The sequence below is a fragment of the Mesorhizobium sp. M2C.T.Ca.TU.002.02.1.1 genome (assembly GCF_003997225.1).
Genome location: NZ_RZTO01000052.1, coordinates 1 through 14,424 on the forward strand (window position 1 = coordinate 1; position 14,424 = coordinate 14,424).

General features: G+C 62.5%; 20 protein-coding genes. 5 read left to right on the forward strand and 15 right to left on the reverse strand.

Features of this window, described 5'->3' with window-relative positions; genetic code table 11:
• From EOD07_RS04790 to fabD, 5 genes are all read right to left on the reverse strand, one after another.
• Positions 1-452: endolytic transglycosylase MltG (locus EOD07_RS04790; protein WP_206519419.1), on the reverse strand; the 452-nt coding region annotated here is incomplete at its 3' end.
• Between the two features lie 158 nt (positions 453-610).
• A complete protein-coding gene (gene fabF, locus EOD07_RS04795; protein WP_127234168.1) occupies positions 611-1,873 on the reverse strand; it encodes a beta-ketoacyl-ACP synthase II in 1,263 nt (420 codons plus the stop codon).
• Positions 1,874-1,907: 34 nt separating this feature from the next.
• Positions 1,908-2,144 (reverse strand): acyl carrier protein, encoded by a 237-nt coding sequence (locus EOD07_RS04800; protein ID WP_006203723.1) that lies wholly within the window; start codon positions 2,142-2,144, stop codon positions 1,908-1,910.
• 207 nt (positions 2,145-2,351) lie between these two features.
• On the reverse strand, positions 2,352-3,089 hold the full coding sequence (fabG, locus tag EOD07_RS04805) for a 3-oxoacyl-[acyl-carrier-protein] reductase (RefSeq protein WP_041010746.1): 738 nt from the start codon (positions 3,087-3,089) through the stop codon (positions 2,352-2,354).
• Between the two features lie 231 nt (positions 3,090-3,320).
• Positions 3,321-4,262: an ACP S-malonyltransferase gene (gene fabD / locus EOD07_RS04815; protein ID WP_127234170.1), complete on the reverse strand. Its 942-nt coding sequence runs from the start codon at positions 4,260-4,262 to the stop codon at positions 3,321-3,323.
• A 277-nt stretch (positions 4,263-4,539) separates the two neighbouring features.
• Between fabD and EOD07_RS04820 the strand changes: the two genes are divergently transcribed.
• Positions 4,540-6,465 (forward strand): LTA synthase family protein, encoded by a 1,926-nt coding sequence (locus EOD07_RS04820; RefSeq protein WP_164772065.1) that lies wholly within the window; start codon positions 4,540-4,542, stop codon positions 6,463-6,465.
• 212 nt (positions 6,466-6,677) lie between these two features.
• On the opposite strand, the gene EOD07_RS04825 is transcribed toward EOD07_RS04820, so the two are convergent.
• Positions 6,678-7,391 carry an NYN domain-containing protein gene (locus EOD07_RS04825; RefSeq protein ID WP_245469848.1) on the reverse strand — a complete coding sequence of 238 codons (714 nt, stop codon included), beginning with the start codon at positions 7,389-7,391 and terminating at the stop codon, positions 6,678-6,680.
• Between EOD07_RS04825 and EOD07_RS38390 the strand changes: the two genes are divergently transcribed.
• The gene (locus EOD07_RS38390) at positions 7,306-7,677 is read left to right on the forward strand and encodes a hypothetical protein (protein WP_245469852.1); all 372 of its coding nucleotides are present in this window, start codon (positions 7,306-7,308) and stop codon (positions 7,675-7,677) included. The two genes, EOD07_RS04825 and EOD07_RS38390, sit on opposite strands and share 86 nt — an antisense overlap.
• Here EOD07_RS38390 and EOD07_RS37535 read toward each other — a convergent pair.
• From EOD07_RS37535 to EOD07_RS04855, 7 genes are all read right to left on the reverse strand, one after another.
• Positions 7,627-7,782, reverse strand: a complete 156-nt coding sequence (locus tag EOD07_RS37535) for a hypothetical protein (RefSeq protein ID WP_164772066.1) — start codon at positions 7,780-7,782, stop codon at positions 7,627-7,629. The two genes, EOD07_RS38390 and EOD07_RS37535, sit on opposite strands and share 51 nt — an antisense overlap.
• Before the next feature lie 77 nt (positions 7,783-7,859).
• Positions 7,860-8,114, reverse strand: coding sequence for a DUF982 domain-containing protein (locus EOD07_RS04830; RefSeq protein ID WP_245469847.1), 255 nt, complete (start codon positions 8,112-8,114; stop codon positions 7,860-7,862).
• A 78-nt stretch (positions 8,115-8,192) separates the two neighbouring features.
• Entirely contained in the window at positions 8,193-8,468 is a 276-nt protein-coding gene (locus EOD07_RS04835) for a DUF1488 domain-containing protein (protein ID WP_127234172.1), read from the reverse strand.
• 2 nt (positions 8,469-8,470) lie between these two features.
• Positions 8,471-8,785 carry a hypothetical protein gene (locus EOD07_RS04840; RefSeq protein WP_127234173.1) on the reverse strand — a complete coding sequence of 105 codons (315 nt, stop codon included), beginning with the start codon at positions 8,783-8,785 and terminating at the stop codon, positions 8,471-8,473.
• Positions 8,782-9,024, reverse strand: coding sequence for a hypothetical protein (locus tag EOD07_RS04845; RefSeq protein ID WP_127234174.1), 243 nt, complete (start codon positions 9,022-9,024; stop codon positions 8,782-8,784). The genes EOD07_RS04840 and EOD07_RS04845 overlap by 4 nt, the downstream gene beginning before the upstream one ends.
• An 87-nt stretch (positions 9,025-9,111) precedes the next feature.
• Positions 9,112-9,471: a hypothetical protein gene (locus EOD07_RS04850; RefSeq protein WP_127234175.1), complete on the reverse strand. Its 360-nt coding sequence runs from the start codon at positions 9,469-9,471 to the stop codon at positions 9,112-9,114.
• Positions 9,468-9,731 (reverse strand): hypothetical protein, encoded by a 264-nt coding sequence (locus tag EOD07_RS04855; protein WP_127234181.1) that lies wholly within the window; start codon positions 9,729-9,731, stop codon positions 9,468-9,470. Before EOD07_RS04855 ends, EOD07_RS04850 begins: the two co-directional genes overlap by 4 nt.
• Positions 9,732-10,619: 888 nt before the next feature.
• On the opposite strand from EOD07_RS04855, the gene EOD07_RS04860 reads away from it, so the two are divergent.
• Positions 10,620-10,802: a hypothetical protein gene (locus EOD07_RS04860; protein ID WP_127234176.1), complete on the forward strand. Its 183-nt coding sequence runs from the start codon at positions 10,620-10,622 to the stop codon at positions 10,800-10,802.
• Between the two features lie 394 nt (positions 10,803-11,196).
• Here EOD07_RS04860 and EOD07_RS04865 read toward each other — a convergent pair whose 3' ends face one another.
• Positions 11,197-11,403, reverse strand: coding sequence for a DUF2188 domain-containing protein (locus tag EOD07_RS04865; RefSeq protein ID WP_127234177.1), 207 nt, complete (start codon positions 11,401-11,403; stop codon positions 11,197-11,199).
• A gap of 208 nt (positions 11,404-11,611) precedes the next feature.
• Complete coding sequence (locus tag EOD07_RS04870) at positions 11,612-13,216, reverse strand: pilus assembly protein (RefSeq protein WP_127234178.1); 1,605 nt, start codon at positions 13,214-13,216, stop codon at positions 11,612-11,614.
• Between the two features lie 461 nt (positions 13,217-13,677).
• On the opposite strand from EOD07_RS04870, the gene rpsF reads away from it, so the two are divergent.
• Positions 13,678-14,172, forward strand: a complete 495-nt coding sequence (rpsF, locus tag EOD07_RS04875; protein WP_073987204.1) for a 30S ribosomal protein S6 — start codon at positions 13,678-13,680, stop codon at positions 14,170-14,172.
• The gene (gene rpsR, locus EOD07_RS04880) at positions 14,172-14,420 is read left to right on the forward strand and encodes a 30S ribosomal protein S18 (protein WP_006203718.1); all 249 of its coding nucleotides are present in this window, start codon (positions 14,172-14,174) and stop codon (positions 14,418-14,420) included. Before rpsF ends, rpsR begins: the two co-directional genes overlap by 1 nt.
• Positions 14,421-14,424: the final 4 nt, after the last annotated feature.

The window sequence follows — 14,424 nt, forward strand, 5'->3', positions numbered from 1 at the left end:
CTCTTGAAAAGCTCCATGATGTCGCGCATCGAAGCGCGCGGCTTGATGGCGTATTCGCCGGCCTTCAGCGCCGATTCATTGCCGGTGGCGCGCACGCCGAGCCGGAAGATGCGGGCATCGCTGATCAGGCTGCGGCGCTCGAGCTGGTCAGCGATCTCCTGCACGCCGGTGTTCGGCTTGATCATGAAGGTGTCGCCATTGGCGGACGGGCCGGGCTCGATGAAAGCCTGCATGCCGAAATAGAGCGCCGCACCCGAGGCGAGCACCACCAGGATGATTAAGGAGAGGAAGAAATTCAGGAACACGACGACCTGGCTGCGCGAGGCGCGCGAACGCTTCGACGGCGGTGGTGTGCCGGCCTCCGGACGCAACGCCTCGGCGGCGGTCTTCGGCACGATCGGCCCCTTCGCACCTTGCCGTCCGAATTCCCCGTCGCTCGGATTAGTGTTCATGACGCCCTGCCGTCTGATCTTGCAACGAATCCCTCGCCGAAAAGCTAGGGGCGAATTTGGCAAAAATGACGGCAGTTGGCGGACTGCCGATTAGTCTGTCTCTGAGCAATTCCGGAGGGGAAACCGCGCGCGCTCCGTGGGACTGCTCCGGTTGCTACTCAGCCGTTGTAACGCTGGAACACGAGCGAGGCGTTGGTGCCGCCGAACCCGAAGGAGTTCGACAGCGCGACGTCGATCTGGCGCTGGCGCGGCTTGTTCGGCACGAGGTCGATCGCCGTCTCGCGTTCCGGATTGTCGAGATTGATGGTGGCGGGCGCAACATTGTCGCGGATGGCGAGGATCGAGAAGATCGCTTCCGCGGCGCCCGCGGCGCCCAGCAGATGGCCGACGGACGACTTTGTCGACGACATCGAAATCTTCGAGGCCGCGTTGCCGACCAGCCGCTCGACCGCGCCGAGCTCGATCGTGTCGGCCATGGTCGAGGTGCCATGGGCGTTGATGTAATCGACATCGGCCGGCGAAAGCTTCGCCCGGTTCAGCGCCGCCGTCATGCAGCGGAAGGCGCCGTCGCCGTCCTCGGCGGGGGCGGTGATGTGGTAGGCGTCGCCGGTCAGTCCATAGCCGGTGACTTCCGCATAGATCTTGGCGCCGCGCGCCTTGGCGTGCTCGAGCTCTTCCAGCACGACGACGCCGGCGCCCTCGCCCATGACGAAGCCGTCGCGGTCGCGGTCATAGGGACGCGAAGCGGTTTCCGGCGCGTCGTTGCGTTCGGTGGAGAGCGCGCGGCAGGCAGCGAAGCCGGCGATCGACAGCCTGGTGATCGGCGCTTCGGCGCCGCCCGCCACCATGACGTCGGCATCGCCCCACATGATCAGCCGGGCCGCGTCGCCGATGGCATGCGCGCCGGTCGAGCAGGCGGTGACCACCGCATGGTTCGGGCCTTTCAAGCCGTGACGGATGGAAACCTGGCCCGAAACCAGGTTGATGATCTGTCCGGGGATGAAGAAGGGACTGATACGGCGCGGGCCGCGATCCTTCAGGATCATCGCGTTTTCGGCGATGCCGTCGATGCCGCCGATGCCGGAGCCGATCAGCACGCCGGTGGCGCACTGGTCCTCATGTGTTTCGGGCTTCCAGCCGGAATCGGCCAGCGCCTCGTCGGCGGCCGCGATGCCGTAAAGGATGAAGTCGCCGATCTTGCGCAATTCCTTCGGCTCGAGCACGGCCTCCGGATTGAAGGTTCCATTCGAGCCGTCGCCGCGCGGAATGATGTGGGCGATCTTGCAGGCAAGATCGTCCACCTCGAATTCTGTGACGCGGCGGCAGGCGCTGTGGCCGGAGAGCAATTCCCGCCAGCTGTGCTCAAAGCCCATGCCGAACGGCGAAAGCAGGCCAAGGCCCGTGACGACGACACGCCTCATCGCAGGTCCTCCCCGGTGATGCCCGCGAAAGAACTCAGGCCGAGGCCTTGTCGATATACTTCACGGCATCGCCGACGGTCAGGATGGTCTCGGCGGCATCGTCCGGAATTTCGACGCCGAACTCTTCTTCGAACGCCATGACGAGTTCGACCGTGTCGAGGCTGTCCGCGCCCAGATCGTCGATGAAGCTCGCCTGCTCCGTCACCTTGTCGGCATCGACGCCGAGATGCTCGATGACGATCTTCTTGACGCGCTCTGCGGTGTCACTCATTTGGGGCAATCCTCGTCTTATGTTGTCTATCTTCGTTAGCGGGCGGAATGCCGCTAATCAAGCTGAAAGATGGTCTTGCGGGCAACGCAACGCCACAGGACCGGTTTTTGCCCGAACCGCCGGGTTGCGGGCCGCATTACACGAAAAATGACGGGCGTCCAAGCCGAAATGGCTGTTTTCACAGGCGCTCGGCGCCCCAGATCGCCCTTAGATCATCGCCATGCCGCCATTCACATGAATGGTCTGGCCGGTGACGTAAGCCGCCTCATTGGAAGCAAGATAGGCGACGGCGGACGCAACCTCGGCGCTGGTGCCCATGCGCCTTGTCGGGATCGCGGCCATGATCGTCTCTTTCTGCTTGTCGTTGAGCTTGTCGGTCATGGCCGATTCGATGAAGCCCGGAGCGACGCAGTTGACGGTGATGTTGCGGGTGGCGATCTCCTGCGCCAGCGATTTGGAGAAGCCGATCATGCCGGCCTTGGAGGCGCAGTAATTGGTCTGGCCGGGATTGCCGGTGACGCCGACCACCGAAGTGATGTTGATGATGCGGCCATGGCGGCGGCGCATCATCGGATGGGTGAGCTCGCGGGTGAGCCGGAACACGGCGGTCAGGTTGACTTCGATCACGCTGTCCCAGTCGGCGTCCGACATGCGCACGAACAGGCCATCCTTGGTGATGCCGGCATTGTTGACCAGGATGTCGACGCCTTCGAGGTCGGCTTCCGCCTTCTGACCGAGAGCCTTGACCGCGTCGCGGTCGGTCAAATCAGCCGGAAACAGTTTTACCCGGTCACCCAATTCGCCGGCGAGGGCTTCCAGCTTCTCCACACGGGTGCCGTGCAGGCCGACGATCGCGCCCTGGCTGTGCAGGACCCTGGCGATCGCCTCGCCGATGCCCCCCGTTGCACCGGTGACGAGCGCCTTGCGGCCGGTCAGTTCGAACATTTTTGCAACCTCATTTTTCCGAATTCGCCGCGGGCGATCCTGGCTCCGTATACGTCAAATCATCCAAACCACGCCAGAAATCTTCGGCCTTTAGTACATCCTCGTCACCGCGCCGAATGCGCTCCACAACCTCAGCTGCAACGCGATAGTCCTCGTTCAGCGGTTCGGTTTTGCTTAGACCAATCTTCGAAGTGAACAATTCGACACCTATCGGTAACGTTCGAGCGCTCCTTAGCCAAGTGCCGCCAGCGCGGCTTCGACTTCCGCCGCCGTGCCGACGGCGCCGGTGGCGATCTCGCGGTTGATGCGGCGCGCCAGGCCAGACAGCACCTTGCCGGCGCCGACCTCGTAAAGCGTCGACACACCATTGGCGCCGAACCACTCCACCGTCTCGCGCCAGCGCACGCGGCCGGTCACTTGCTGGACCAGGCGGCGGGCGATCTCGTCCGGGTCGCTGGTCGGCGTCACCGTGACGTTGGAGACGACCGGGACCACGGGCGCCTGCTTGGCCACGCCGGCCAGCGCCTCGCGCATGATATCGGCGGCCGGCGCCATCAGCGCCGAGTGGAAGGGGGCGGAAACCTGCAGCATCAGCGCCCGCTTGGCGCCCTTTTCGGTGCACAGCTTCGCCGCCAGCTCGACCGCCGCCTTGGCGCCGGAAATCACCAGCTGGCCGCCGCCATTGTCGTTGGCGACCTGGCAGACGGAGCCTTTGGCCGCTTCCGCGCAAGCCGCTTCGACATCGGCATGCTCAAGGCCGATGATGGCCGCCATCGCGCCCTCGCCTGCCGGCACCGCCGCCTGCATGGCGTTGCCGCGGGTCCTAAGCAGCCGCGCCGCGTCGCCGACCGAAACGAAGCCGGCCGCGGCAAGCGCGGAATATTCGCCCAGCGAATGGCCGGCGACATAGGCCACCTTGTCCTTCAGCGAGAAGCCGCGCGCTTCGAGCGCCCGCATCGCCGCCAGCGACACCGCCATCAGCGCCGGCTGGGCGTTGGCGGTCAGCGTCAGCGTCTCTTCCGGCCCTTCCCAGATCAGTTTCGACAGTTTTTCGCCGAGCGCGGCGTCCACTTCCTCGAAGACGCGGCGCGCTTCCGGGAATTGATCGGCGAGGTCCTTGCCCATGCCGACGGCCTGGCTGCCCTGTCCCGGAAAGGTGAATGCGACGGCCATTGAAGTCTCCCCAGAGGCTGGTTTTTCCCTGCCTCTGGCGCAAGGCGGACGGCCAAGTCAAGCCCGCCGGCGCCCCTCGGACCCTTATTTCAGCCGGAAGAACCGGCTGACTCCCTGTTCCGAAAGGCTTTTTGGCGATCACACCTGATGAAAACCGCTCACGTTTAGTTTGCTGGCTCTTCTTATTTCCGCCACAGGCGCTAGCTTTGCGTGACACTTCGATGACAGAAGCGTGACGGGCGTGGAAGGCGTGTTGCGTGGGCCGGGGGAAAACAGAGTGGCAAGGATCAGAAAAGGCGCGGCCAAGCCCGTGCCGGGATTTTTGGAAGACGATCCGTCCACCGGCTATTTGCCCGGACGAACCTGGCCGACCGTACGCTACGGCCTGGCGACGCTTCTTGCCGCCGCCCTGCTCGTCTTCGCGATCGAATGGATCGTGCGCGGCGATTTCTTCGGCACGGTCGATTTCTTCCTGCAGCCCTTCAAGCCGGGCTGGACCACCATCATCGTCTTCGCGCTGGTGCTGGTCGGGCTCGACGCCATACTGGGCCGCAGCCATCAGAGCCTGATGATCGTGGCGCCGCTGACGCTGGCGCTAGCCTTTGTCGGCCACCAGAAATCGCATTATCTCGGCGACCCGCTCTATCCGACGGATTTCCTGTTTGCCCGCCAGATCGTGGCGCTGATGCCGCTTCTGGTGCGCGAACGGCCGTGGACGGCCATCATGCTGGCCGCAGCCATCATCGGTGGCCTGACGCTGCTCGTCTATTGCTGGCGGACCTGGCGCCGGCGGGTTCCGATCCTCAGCCGCAAGGGCCGCCTGGCGCGGCTGGTGCTTGCCGTGCCGCTGCTCGCCTTCTTCGTCTCGATCATGGACTACGCCACCTTCTCATGGACGCGCGACCGGCTGCAGATCATCCCGATCATGTGGGACCAGAAGGAGAACTACGCCTCCAACGGCTTTGCGCTCGCCTTTGCGATGAATGTGCCGATGGCGCATGTCTCGGCTCCCGCCGGCTACTCCGAAAAGGCGATGGCCGCGATCCAGCGGCCAGACGTCGCCGCTTCGGTGCCGGACGAGAAGCCGGATATCGTCGTGGTGATGAGTGAATCCTTCTGGGATCCGACACAACTGCCAGGCGTCAGCATCAAGCCCGATCCGATCCCGACGGTGCGCGCCTTGCGCTCCGGCTCGATGTTCTCGCCCGAGTTCGGCGGCATGACCGCCAATATCGAATTCGAGGCGCTGACCGGCTTTTCCAACGCCTTCCTGCCGGCCGGCTCGATCCCCTACCAGCAATATGTGCGCACCCCGACGCCCTCGCTGGCGACCTTCCTGAAGAGCGAGGGCTACCGGGCGCGCGCCATCCATCCGGGCACCAACTGGTTCTGGAACCGCGGCGCCGTCTATGCCGATTTCGGCTTCAACGACTTCCGCTCGGAAGAGACGCTGCCGCCGATGGAGAAGCGCGGGCCGCTGGCTTCCGACGCGGCGATGACAGACGAGATCATCCGCGAGGCGGACGCCAGCGACGATCCCGTGTTCCTGTTCGCCGTCAGCCTGCAGAACCATGGGCCTTACGAGCCCTACCGCTACTACAATCCGACGCATTCGGTCGATGCGCCGATCAGTTCCTGGGCGCGGGAATCGCTGCTTTCCTATGCCGAGGGCTCGGCCGACGCCGACCGCGGCCTGCAGCGGCTGATCGACTGGGCGAAGGCCCGCCCGCGGCCGACCATCATCGCCTTCTTCGGCGACCATCTGCCGCCGCTCGGACCGGTCTATGTCGAGACCGGCTTCCTCAAGGACAATGTCGCGCCGCGCAAGGAGCCTAGCGACGCCGCGCTCGAGCACCACGACACGCCGCTGATCATCTGGTCGAACCGCTCCGGTCCGGTGCAGAACCTGGGCTCGGTGAGCCCGGCCTTCCTGCCCTACCATATCCTGACCACCGCCGGCATCACCCACCCCTACTACACCGGTTTCCTCGGCGCGCTGCGCGAGCACTACCGGGTGGTCGACCGCAACCTGCTCCTGTCGCCCGCGGGCGAAGCGACGCCGGATTGGGCAAGGCAGAAGCAGATCGACCCGAAGATCAACGATTTCCGCCTCATCCAGTACGACATGATGTTCGGCAAGCGGCACGCGGCGCCCGACTTCTTCCCCGAGACGGTGGACAAGCTCGTCGCGCACACGAGTTGAGATGAGCGGTTGTTGCGGCTCGGTGTTGAGGTCGGACTTGCGGCGGGAGCAAGGTCCACGAAGGTCGTACGTCGACATTGCGCCGCCGTCGCATGGTTGCTTTGAACAAGAGGTACAGCCCGACCTCTACGGCTGTCGGCGGCGCGCTGAAGAGCTAGGCGGTCAATAGATGGTTGCCCCAGGGGAGCATCATAATACCTGCGCCGTACCGGTCACGTCTTGCGCCTTCTCCCTCGCGTGGCCTCAGGTTTGATCCTGATGCGCAGCGTTCCGCCCTCGGGACGGTCGATTTCGAATGCATTCGTCTTACGGACGAGATCGCTCAGCTTGCGAAAACCGAAGGTGCGTGGATCGAAGTCGGAAGCCAGGTTGGCAAGCCGCGTTCCGACCGCCCCGAGCGGAACCCAGCCATCCTCGCTTTCCATCTGCGCGATGGTTTTGCGGATGATCGGCACGGCCGCTGAGGGCTGCTGCAATGGCTTCACGGTCGATACTGCTTCAGGCTCGTTCGCCGGCGCGGAAGCCAGCAGGTTCTCGGTATAGACAAATCGCCGGCATGCCTGGCGGAAACTCTCCGGTGTCTTCTGCTCGCCGAAACCGAATACGTCGATGCCCTGCTCGCGAATACGGGCCGCGAGCCGGGTAAAATCGCTGTCGGAGGAAACCAGGCAGAAACCGTCGAACCGGCCGCTGTGCAGCAGATCCATCGCGTCGATGACGAGCGTGATGTCCGAGGCATTCTTGCCTGTCGTGTAGGCGAACTGCTGCTGGGGTATGATTGCGTGCTTCGAAAGGACGTCGGCCCACGCTTTCGAGCGTGAGCTGGAAAAATCGCCATAGATGCGACGCACGCTGGCCTCGCCGATCTTGGCGATCTCCTCGAACAGCCCATCGGCGATCTTGGCCGAGGCGTTGTCGGCATCGATGAGAACGGCAAGGCGTGGCGAACGCGGCTCTGACGGAAGCATGGTCTTTTCCTTAGCGCTGCTCATGCCACCTGAAGTTCTTGCTCTCAATGTCAATAATGTCGCCGCAGTTGGCGCATTCCATCTGGGTGTGAGTACGAATCCAACCGACGAGCGTCTTTGCCTGATGATGGCACCGGGGACATTCCACGTCGATTTCGAAGCTGTCCGACTCGCGCTGCGTCATCGCCATGCCTCAGCTTTCGTCAGCAGCGGGCTCTCGCTGTTCTTTCTGCTCTATGGTTAATGGTTTCTCCTTCGCAGCTTTCCCGGCAAGCTTGGCTTCTTTCTTGGCCGCCTTGGCCTTGTCTCGTTGACTCCGCTCGTATCGATAGTTCGGCTTCATCGCCATTCGAACTCTCCCCCTCTGGTAGATCCGTCAAGCCGAATACTGGCTGATCGCTATCCGGCCAGCGCGGCCCGCCAAGCTCAGTAAATCTCAACCGTGCGGTCGTAGCCGATCCCCGCCCCCTCAAGCGCGGTGAGGAATGCGGCACTCGCGTCATCGGCAGCGCCATCTTCGGCGCGGCGCTTCATCGCGTCGGTCCAAGCCAGGCTGTCGTTTCCCGGCCAACGGTCAAACAGGAAATCCGAAGCCCGTGCGACGGACTCAATCAGAGTGAAGCCAATCGGGCCGGCGACATAGACAACCACGGGAACCCGGAATTTTTTGCCAGCCATCATGCACCCTACGCCCAATTGCATGGAAAGACGAGCGCCGCGGGTCGATTGTTCACCCGCTTTGATCACAAGCGGATTCTGCTACCTGAAATCGGCGGCGGTCAAAGTGTAGGAGTCGCGGCGGTGGCGGGCATAAACCTTGCTTGCCACGTCCTGGATGGAGGTCCGCAAACCATCGAATGCCGAAAGATAGGCCATCTCCACGCTAGCCTTCGCACCCAGGACAATGCCGTTTTTGGCCAGAGCCTCGGCCTCGATGAAGAAACGGATTTGAAACATGCCATCATGACCAACGAAGTAGATGCCGTTGCGCTCCTGATCAAAGCTTCGGCTGAGGTTCGGGAACGCGAGCGTCATGACTAGCCTGCCGCCTTCTCGAGCGGGGCGACAAACCGCGCGGCGATCCTCTCCTTGCGGCGCCCGCTGTTGCAAAAGTTGAGAGACAGCATGGTTTTCGTCGCTTCCGTACGGCTGAGCCCGATCATGGAGGCCCCGTTCACATGCGCCGGAATGCCGGTGAAGACGTGATAGACGGTCCAGGAATGGTCGGCTTCGACGCGGCGGCCATACTGACGGTTCCCGAAGTCGCATGCCTGCGCGCCACCTGCATTTTCCTCGCCGGGATGAGTCCAGGCGTCGCGAGCGGCATCGGCGTGAGAGTCGCTGGCGTTCATGATGTCGGCCCTTTGCTTATGTCCGCCTGCGCGGTGATGATGCTGGAATAGATCGTCGCGCCGTCGGCGTCGGCGATGGCGACGGCATCCGGCCACTGGGGCATGTTCAGCGTCCTTGCCAGAAGTCTCGCGATCTCGATCGCGGTGTCGAGGTCGGCTACGTCCACGATCTCGCGGCCTATGACGGCGTGCGCGTCGTCGGCAACGCGCGTGCGATAGAATTCGATCATGACCTTCATACGACTCCGCCTCGCGCAAACATCCGCCGTCAGCCCTTGCTCTTGCTGTGGGTTCCACCGGCACCTTTGATTTGGCCGAACGCATTCTCAGGCTTGACCGGGGCCTTTTCCTGCTTCGGCTTCCTGATCTCTCTGTTCGAGCGTTTCTGTCCCTTGGCCATGTCCGAATGTCCTTTCGATGAGCATTATGCCGCCGTCCGACACCGCGACGACCGGTTCCAGCCTGTCTTCCGTCACAACCCGCTCATGCGGCTCGGCGTCGCTGCGGATGCGGTATTGCGGCGAGTTTCCCCTTGGCGGGAGGGTACGGGTGACATGGTAGATTTCGCCGGTCCTGGGGCCGGTTCCGGGACCGCTCTTCAGCCGGACCGCCTGTCCGATGTCAAAAAGACGTGCTGGGGCTCCATGCTGGATTGGTTGTGCGTTGCGTTGCATGAGGGTCGTCATGATTGCCTCCGGTCCTTGTCGAGCGCGGCCTCGAGCGAGGCCGGTTCGATCGGCACCATTTGCTGCGTGAATCCCTTTGCGGAGATCGCCGGCAGGTGAATGAAAGTCGCCACGCGGCGCCATGCGGTACGAGAAGCCGCTTCGAGAGGCTCCTCGTCGAGATCGACGCGGTAGTCTCCGGGCGGTTGCGGCGCGTCGAGACCCGGCAGCACGAACGCCGAGTTGAAGCGAACGACGGTCTGCGTGGTGCGAGTGGCCATTTTGAGGGCTTTCTGCGGAAACACGCGCATGCGTTCTTCCGCTTCGATCGCAGCCGAACCGCCGAAACGATATCCAACGCTGCCAGTACATCCGTGGTCAGCGCCGGTATCATTTCAGGGTTCGAACGAAGCGAAATGCCGCGCCGGGATCGGCGCATGCATTCGCTGTCGGAAATTCGGAAGCGGATGGCGAGGCTTCATGATCACGAAGCCACCTCGACCAAATCAACGAATTTATATATGCGCCACAATTGCGCGACGAGCAAGGTGGTGATGGCGTTTTATTTTTGACGATTAAATAAGATTCGAACGCCTGGCTCAAAAAATCGGCATAAAATTTCCTCATCCAACGCGATATTTTTTACGCCCTGCGGTTGTTTAGGTAGATAATTTTGCTGTTCCGGAGAATAATCTCGGTTCTCCTATCTATCGCGGGGCAAGCAGTCTATAGAAGGATATGCGCGCCCGTTCCCCCGTAAGAAAGAAGTTGCAGTCAAAGCTTGGTCGCCCGACAGCCGCGCCAACCGTGAGGCCTGGCATTTTGGGCACATCCAAGGTCTCGTCCAAGCGCGAACCGCCACGCGCTTTCGGCAAGCTTGGCACCAAGACGCCGCTCGCTGTCGCGACGGGGCGCACTGGCGCGAATGGGATGGTGGGGACGCTCGTGGCGTTGGCGCTCCCTTCATATGGGCCGCTCGCCTTGAAGGTGTGCGTCGCGCTCTGGATTGTCGCTGTGCTGGCCTCGGTTTTTGTCACCGTAAAAGCCTGACCCGGTCGGGCATTCGTCGAGGCCGAAAACAGGAAGGATGCCAGCATGGCTCATGGCCCGGTCATGTGGAGCAGTCGCCGACTGCCTCCTGTAGTTATTCATTTGAAAGGATAAGACCCATGAGAACGATGAAAACACCGGATGCCCCGCCCGCCGTGATCGTGGCGGTCGCCAAGTCATCCAGGATTCTGTCGGCCCGGCTGACCATCAGAACCGACGAAGCAGCAAGGCGCAGGATCGCTGACACCGACGGTACTCTAAGGCGGGCACGTGAACTCGCGGAACGCAATCGCCTGATTTGAACCGACTGTCACACGTGACCGGCGCCCGGGCATCAAAGCTGTATCCAACGATAACGGCATAGCCGCCGCTTTGCCCGGCGAGGAGGTTTGACACGCGCGACTTTTGTCCCAGGCGCGCCTAGCCGGCGCTGCCGACACCCCGTGACTGAGAAACGGCGGCTGCGCTACTGTTTGCAAAGCGGACGACCTATGCCTTCCAGCCCAAATATCTTTTGACTACTCAAGATGGCAATCAACTGCTCGGCGCCCTGAGAATAATGGCCCGACAGTATCGAGGCGGGTCGATCAAATCAGGCGAGGAACTGGTTGAGTTTACGCTACAAACCGCTATCGAAGAATACGCTTGCCGGCCACCGGTAACCCTGTGATCGACTGAGAGGCGCTGAACGTCCGCTCATCCACCTGACCATTCCGTACGCCACTTGCCGTCTATCCCCTGGACGAGCACCTCGGCTTCCAAGCCTAGCGCTGCAGTTTTATTTGCAGCCTTGATGGCAGCCATGACTGCATCAGCGTTCGATTTATAAGGATATTCCTTGCCGTCATAGCCAATGTTCCAACCGCGAGCGGCCTTAAATACGTAATATCTCGTTCCTGCCATGCTTGGCCGCCTCTTCAGTACCAAAGAATCAAATCAAAAGCAGGATGGACGAGCGAGGTCCCAGCGCCGTTATGGAACGGCCTTGCAATTAAAGCCGGCCCCTAGCAACCGTTAAGCGGGCGTCCTCGGCAATCTTGCTCGAGCACTGTGCGCCCTTCCCTTCGAATTAGCTAGTCGCATAATTGCTGGAGGGTCGCGCCACCCCCCGTCAGTTCGTAAGCTGCAGCCTGGAGAACTTGTTGGCGATGGTCTGGAAGACGTTGGGCAACTTGGCCGGGTCCTCGACGGCGTAATAGTCGCTCGGGTCGGACGCGCAGGCGCTGTAGAGCGAGCGGTTGGCCGCCGTGTCGGCCTGCAGCACCATGGTGTAGATCTGGACACCCTGGCTCTTCAGCTGGGCGCAGACATCCTTGGTCCAGCCGTCGACGTTGCGCGCCGCCGTCGTCTGGTTGCTTGAACCGAAACGGCCGCTGGCAAGGTAGCCGTAGGAGGTGTAGTCCGATTTCTGCGGCGTGTTGGAGGCGCCGTAGACGACGTTCTCGCCGTCGGTCAGAAGCATCACCACCTTGGTGACGCCGGCCGTCTTGTAAGGGGCGGCGTCGGTGTAAGGCGGCTGCGGCGACAGCACCCGCTGGCCCCAGCTCAAGCCCTCCGACACGTTGGTGCCGGAGCCGTTCCACTCGCTCATCTGGCTTGCCGCCAGGCGCAGCTTGTCGAAGTCGTCTGTCAGGGGAATGATCGGCGTCGGGCAGGCGCGGTTCGGACCGATGGTGATCGTGCTGCCAGTCTCGGTGATTATCTTCGCGGTCGAGGCGACGTATTTCGCGATCGTCGTCAGATCGCCCGTCAGCAGCCCGCTCAGATCGAGGCCCAGTATGTTCTGGCTCAGCTTGGTCTTGTCGATACTGTCGTCCAGATAGGAATTGTTGTAGCCGGTCGACGAATTGCCGTAGGAGGCCGACGGCTTCTTGGCGATGTCGGGATCGTCCGGCGCGAAATACGGCACGAACAGTGTATCGGGCTTCGAGGGGTCCGGCGGCGTATCGGAAATGTTCAAGGCGCCCGGCCGCGCCTCGACGCAGCCCTTCCAGCCCGTGTTGTTCCATCCGCCCTTCTGGCCAAGCTGCCTGAACAGCGCCATATGGTTCGGCCGCTTGCCGTCGATCATCGGGAAATTGACGCCGTTGGTGGACGACTTGCCGTCCATGTCGATCCAGGACGGGTCGAATTCGGGGCCATTGACGTTGACGGCTGTGACGAAGGGCACCAGCGAGGCGCGGACGGAACGGGTCGGCGATTTGACCGCTTCGAGATAATCGAGCAGCGACTTGGTCGCCGTCCGCAGCGCGCTGATGCGCGCGCCGGCCATCGAGCCGGTGTTGTCCAGCACCAGCACCACTTCGAGCTGGTTGTTGGATTCGACCGCGGAAGCGTCGACGCTGATGTGCTTTTCGGCGCCGAACAGGAACGCGAAGTTGAGATTGACGTCCGCCGAGGCGGTGGCCCTGGTCTTGACGAAGTTGACGCCCCTGTCGACCGTCAGCGTGGCCTTCGGGTTGGAAAGCTCGCCGTGGCTGGCGATATTGGCCTGGAAATAGCTGTTGAAGGCGTCGGCGCGCGTCACCTCGGCGTCGCCCAGATGCGAGGAAGCGAGGTTCGCCGCGTCCAGCGCGTTCTGCAGATTGCTTTTGGCCCGCATCAGCGTCGAGACGTCGGTCGCAAACGCCACCGCGCCCAACATGGCAGGCACCCCCACCGCCAGCATCAACGAGAAATTGCCGCTCCGGGAGCGCCAAAACTGCCTGAGAAGCATTTCCTACCCCTTGGAATTGCCCGATGGGAATTGCTCGCGTTCCTACCGCCTTGCGGCCCGCGCGCCTCTCATGCGCCTTTCATGATAAACGGGTGGTTACAACCCGATACAACCTTCTGGGGTGGTTAAAACCCGATTACCGCAAGATCGGGTATCGGCCGCGCTGGCTTTTTTCTGAGGCCTGCGACACTGCGCGGTCACTCTGGCCTGATCCCGGCCTTGCCTTCGCCGGAAATTGCTATATAGACGCCCGCAATCTGCCGGTCCTTGCTGGGGGCTGAACGGAGGGCCGTGGCTTTTCGAAGCCGCGACACGAAGCCAGAAGCGCTTTTAGCCTCCCGTGTCTCCGCTCTCGACCGTCTCGCGATGCTCCTTTCTTCCCCGTTCCGTCGGGTCAGACAAGTTGCAGAGGCTTAGCCGCGAGGGCCGGACAGAGAAACGAAGAAAGGCAGAAAGACATAATGGCTCTTTACGAACATGTGTTTCTTGCCCGGCAGGACCTGTCGCAGCAGCAGGTTGACGCGCTTGTCGAACAGTACAAGGGCGTCATCACCGCGAATGGCGGATCGGTCGGCCGGATCGAGAACTGGGGACTGAAGTCCCTCACCTACCGGGTCAAGAAGAACCGGAAGGCTTACTATACGCTGATGGACATCACCTGCCCGCCGGCCGCGCTCAACGAAATGGAGCGTCAGATGGGCCTGTCGGAAGACGTCCTGCGCTTCCTCACCATCAAGGTCGAGGCGCATGAGGAAGGCGCTTCGGCAATGATGCAGAAGCGCGAAGAGCGCTCCGAGCGCGGCGGCTTCGGCGACCGTGACCGTGGCGATCGTGGCCCGCGGTCCTTCGGCGACCGCGACCGCGGCGACCGTGGTCCGCGTTCGTTCGGCGACCGCGAAGGCGGCGACCGTGGCCCGCGCCGTCCGCGCGAAGGCTTTGAAGGGGGTGCAGAATAATGGTCGACATCAACCAGATCCCGACCCGGCGCCCGTTCCATCGCCGCCGCAAGACCTGCCCGTTCTCCGGCGCCAATGCCCCGAAGATCGACTACAAGGACGTGCGTCTCCTGCAGCGCTACATTTCCGAGCGCGGCAAGATCGTGCCCTCGCGCATCACCGCCGTCAGCCAGAAGAAGCAGCGCGAGCTCGCCAAGGCGATCAAGCGCGCCCGCTTCCTCGGCCTGCTGCCCTACGTGGTCCGCTAAGGCC

Coding starts and splice junctions, on each gene's coding strand:
- fabF (WP_127234168.1), bottom strand. CDS start 1,873: ATGAGGCGTGTCGTCGTCACGGGCCTTGGCCTGCTTTCGCCGTTCGGC.
- EOD07_RS04800 (WP_006203723.1), bottom strand. CDS start 2,144: ATGAGTGACACCGCAGAGCGCGTCAAGAAGATCGTCATCGAGCATCTC.
- fabG (WP_041010746.1), bottom strand. CDS start 3,089: ATGTTCGAACTGACCGGCCGCAAGGCGCTCGTCACCGGTGCAACGGGG.
- fabD (WP_127234170.1), bottom strand. CDS start 4,262: ATGGCCGTCGCATTCACCTTTCCGGGACAGGGCAGCCAGGCCGTCGGC.
- EOD07_RS38390 (WP_245469852.1), top strand. CDS start 7,306: ATGCGACGCACGCTGGCCTCGCCGATCTTGGCGATCTCCTCGAACAGC.
- EOD07_RS37535 (WP_164772066.1), bottom strand. CDS start 7,782: ATGGCGATGAAGCCGAACTATCGATACGAGCGGAGTCAACGAGACAAG.
- EOD07_RS04830 (WP_245469847.1), bottom strand. CDS start 8,114: ATGATGGCTGGCAAAAAATTCCGGGTTCCCGTGGTTGTCTATGTCGCC.
- EOD07_RS04835 (WP_127234172.1), bottom strand. CDS start 8,468: ATGACGCTCGCGTTCCCGAACCTCAGCCGAAGCTTTGATCAGGAGCGC.
- EOD07_RS04840 (WP_127234173.1), bottom strand. CDS start 8,785: ATGAACGCCAGCGACTCTCACGCCGATGCCGCTCGCGACGCCTGGACT.
- EOD07_RS04845 (WP_127234174.1), bottom strand. CDS start 9,024: ATGAAGGTCATGATCGAATTCTATCGCACGCGCGTTGCCGACGACGCG.
- EOD07_RS04850 (WP_127234175.1), bottom strand. CDS start 9,471: ATGACGACCCTCATGCAACGCAACGCACAACCAATCCAGCATGGAGCC.
- EOD07_RS04855 (WP_127234181.1), bottom strand. CDS start 9,731: ATGGCCACTCGCACCACGCAGACCGTCGTTCGCTTCAACTCGGCGTTC.
- EOD07_RS04860 (WP_127234176.1), top strand. CDS start 10,620: ATGAGAACGATGAAAACACCGGATGCCCCGCCCGCCGTGATCGTGGCG.
- EOD07_RS04865 (WP_127234177.1), bottom strand. CDS start 11,403: ATGGCAGGAACGAGATATTACGTATTTAAGGCCGCTCGCGGTTGGAAC.
- EOD07_RS04870 (WP_127234178.1), bottom strand. CDS start 13,216: ATGCTTCTCAGGCAGTTTTGGCGCTCCCGGAGCGGCAATTTCTCGTTG.
- rpsF (WP_073987204.1), top strand. CDS start 13,678: ATGGCTCTTTACGAACATGTGTTTCTTGCCCGGCAGGACCTGTCGCAG.
- rpsR (WP_006203718.1), top strand. CDS start 14,172: ATGGTCGACATCAACCAGATCCCGACCCGGCGCCCGTTCCATCGCCGC.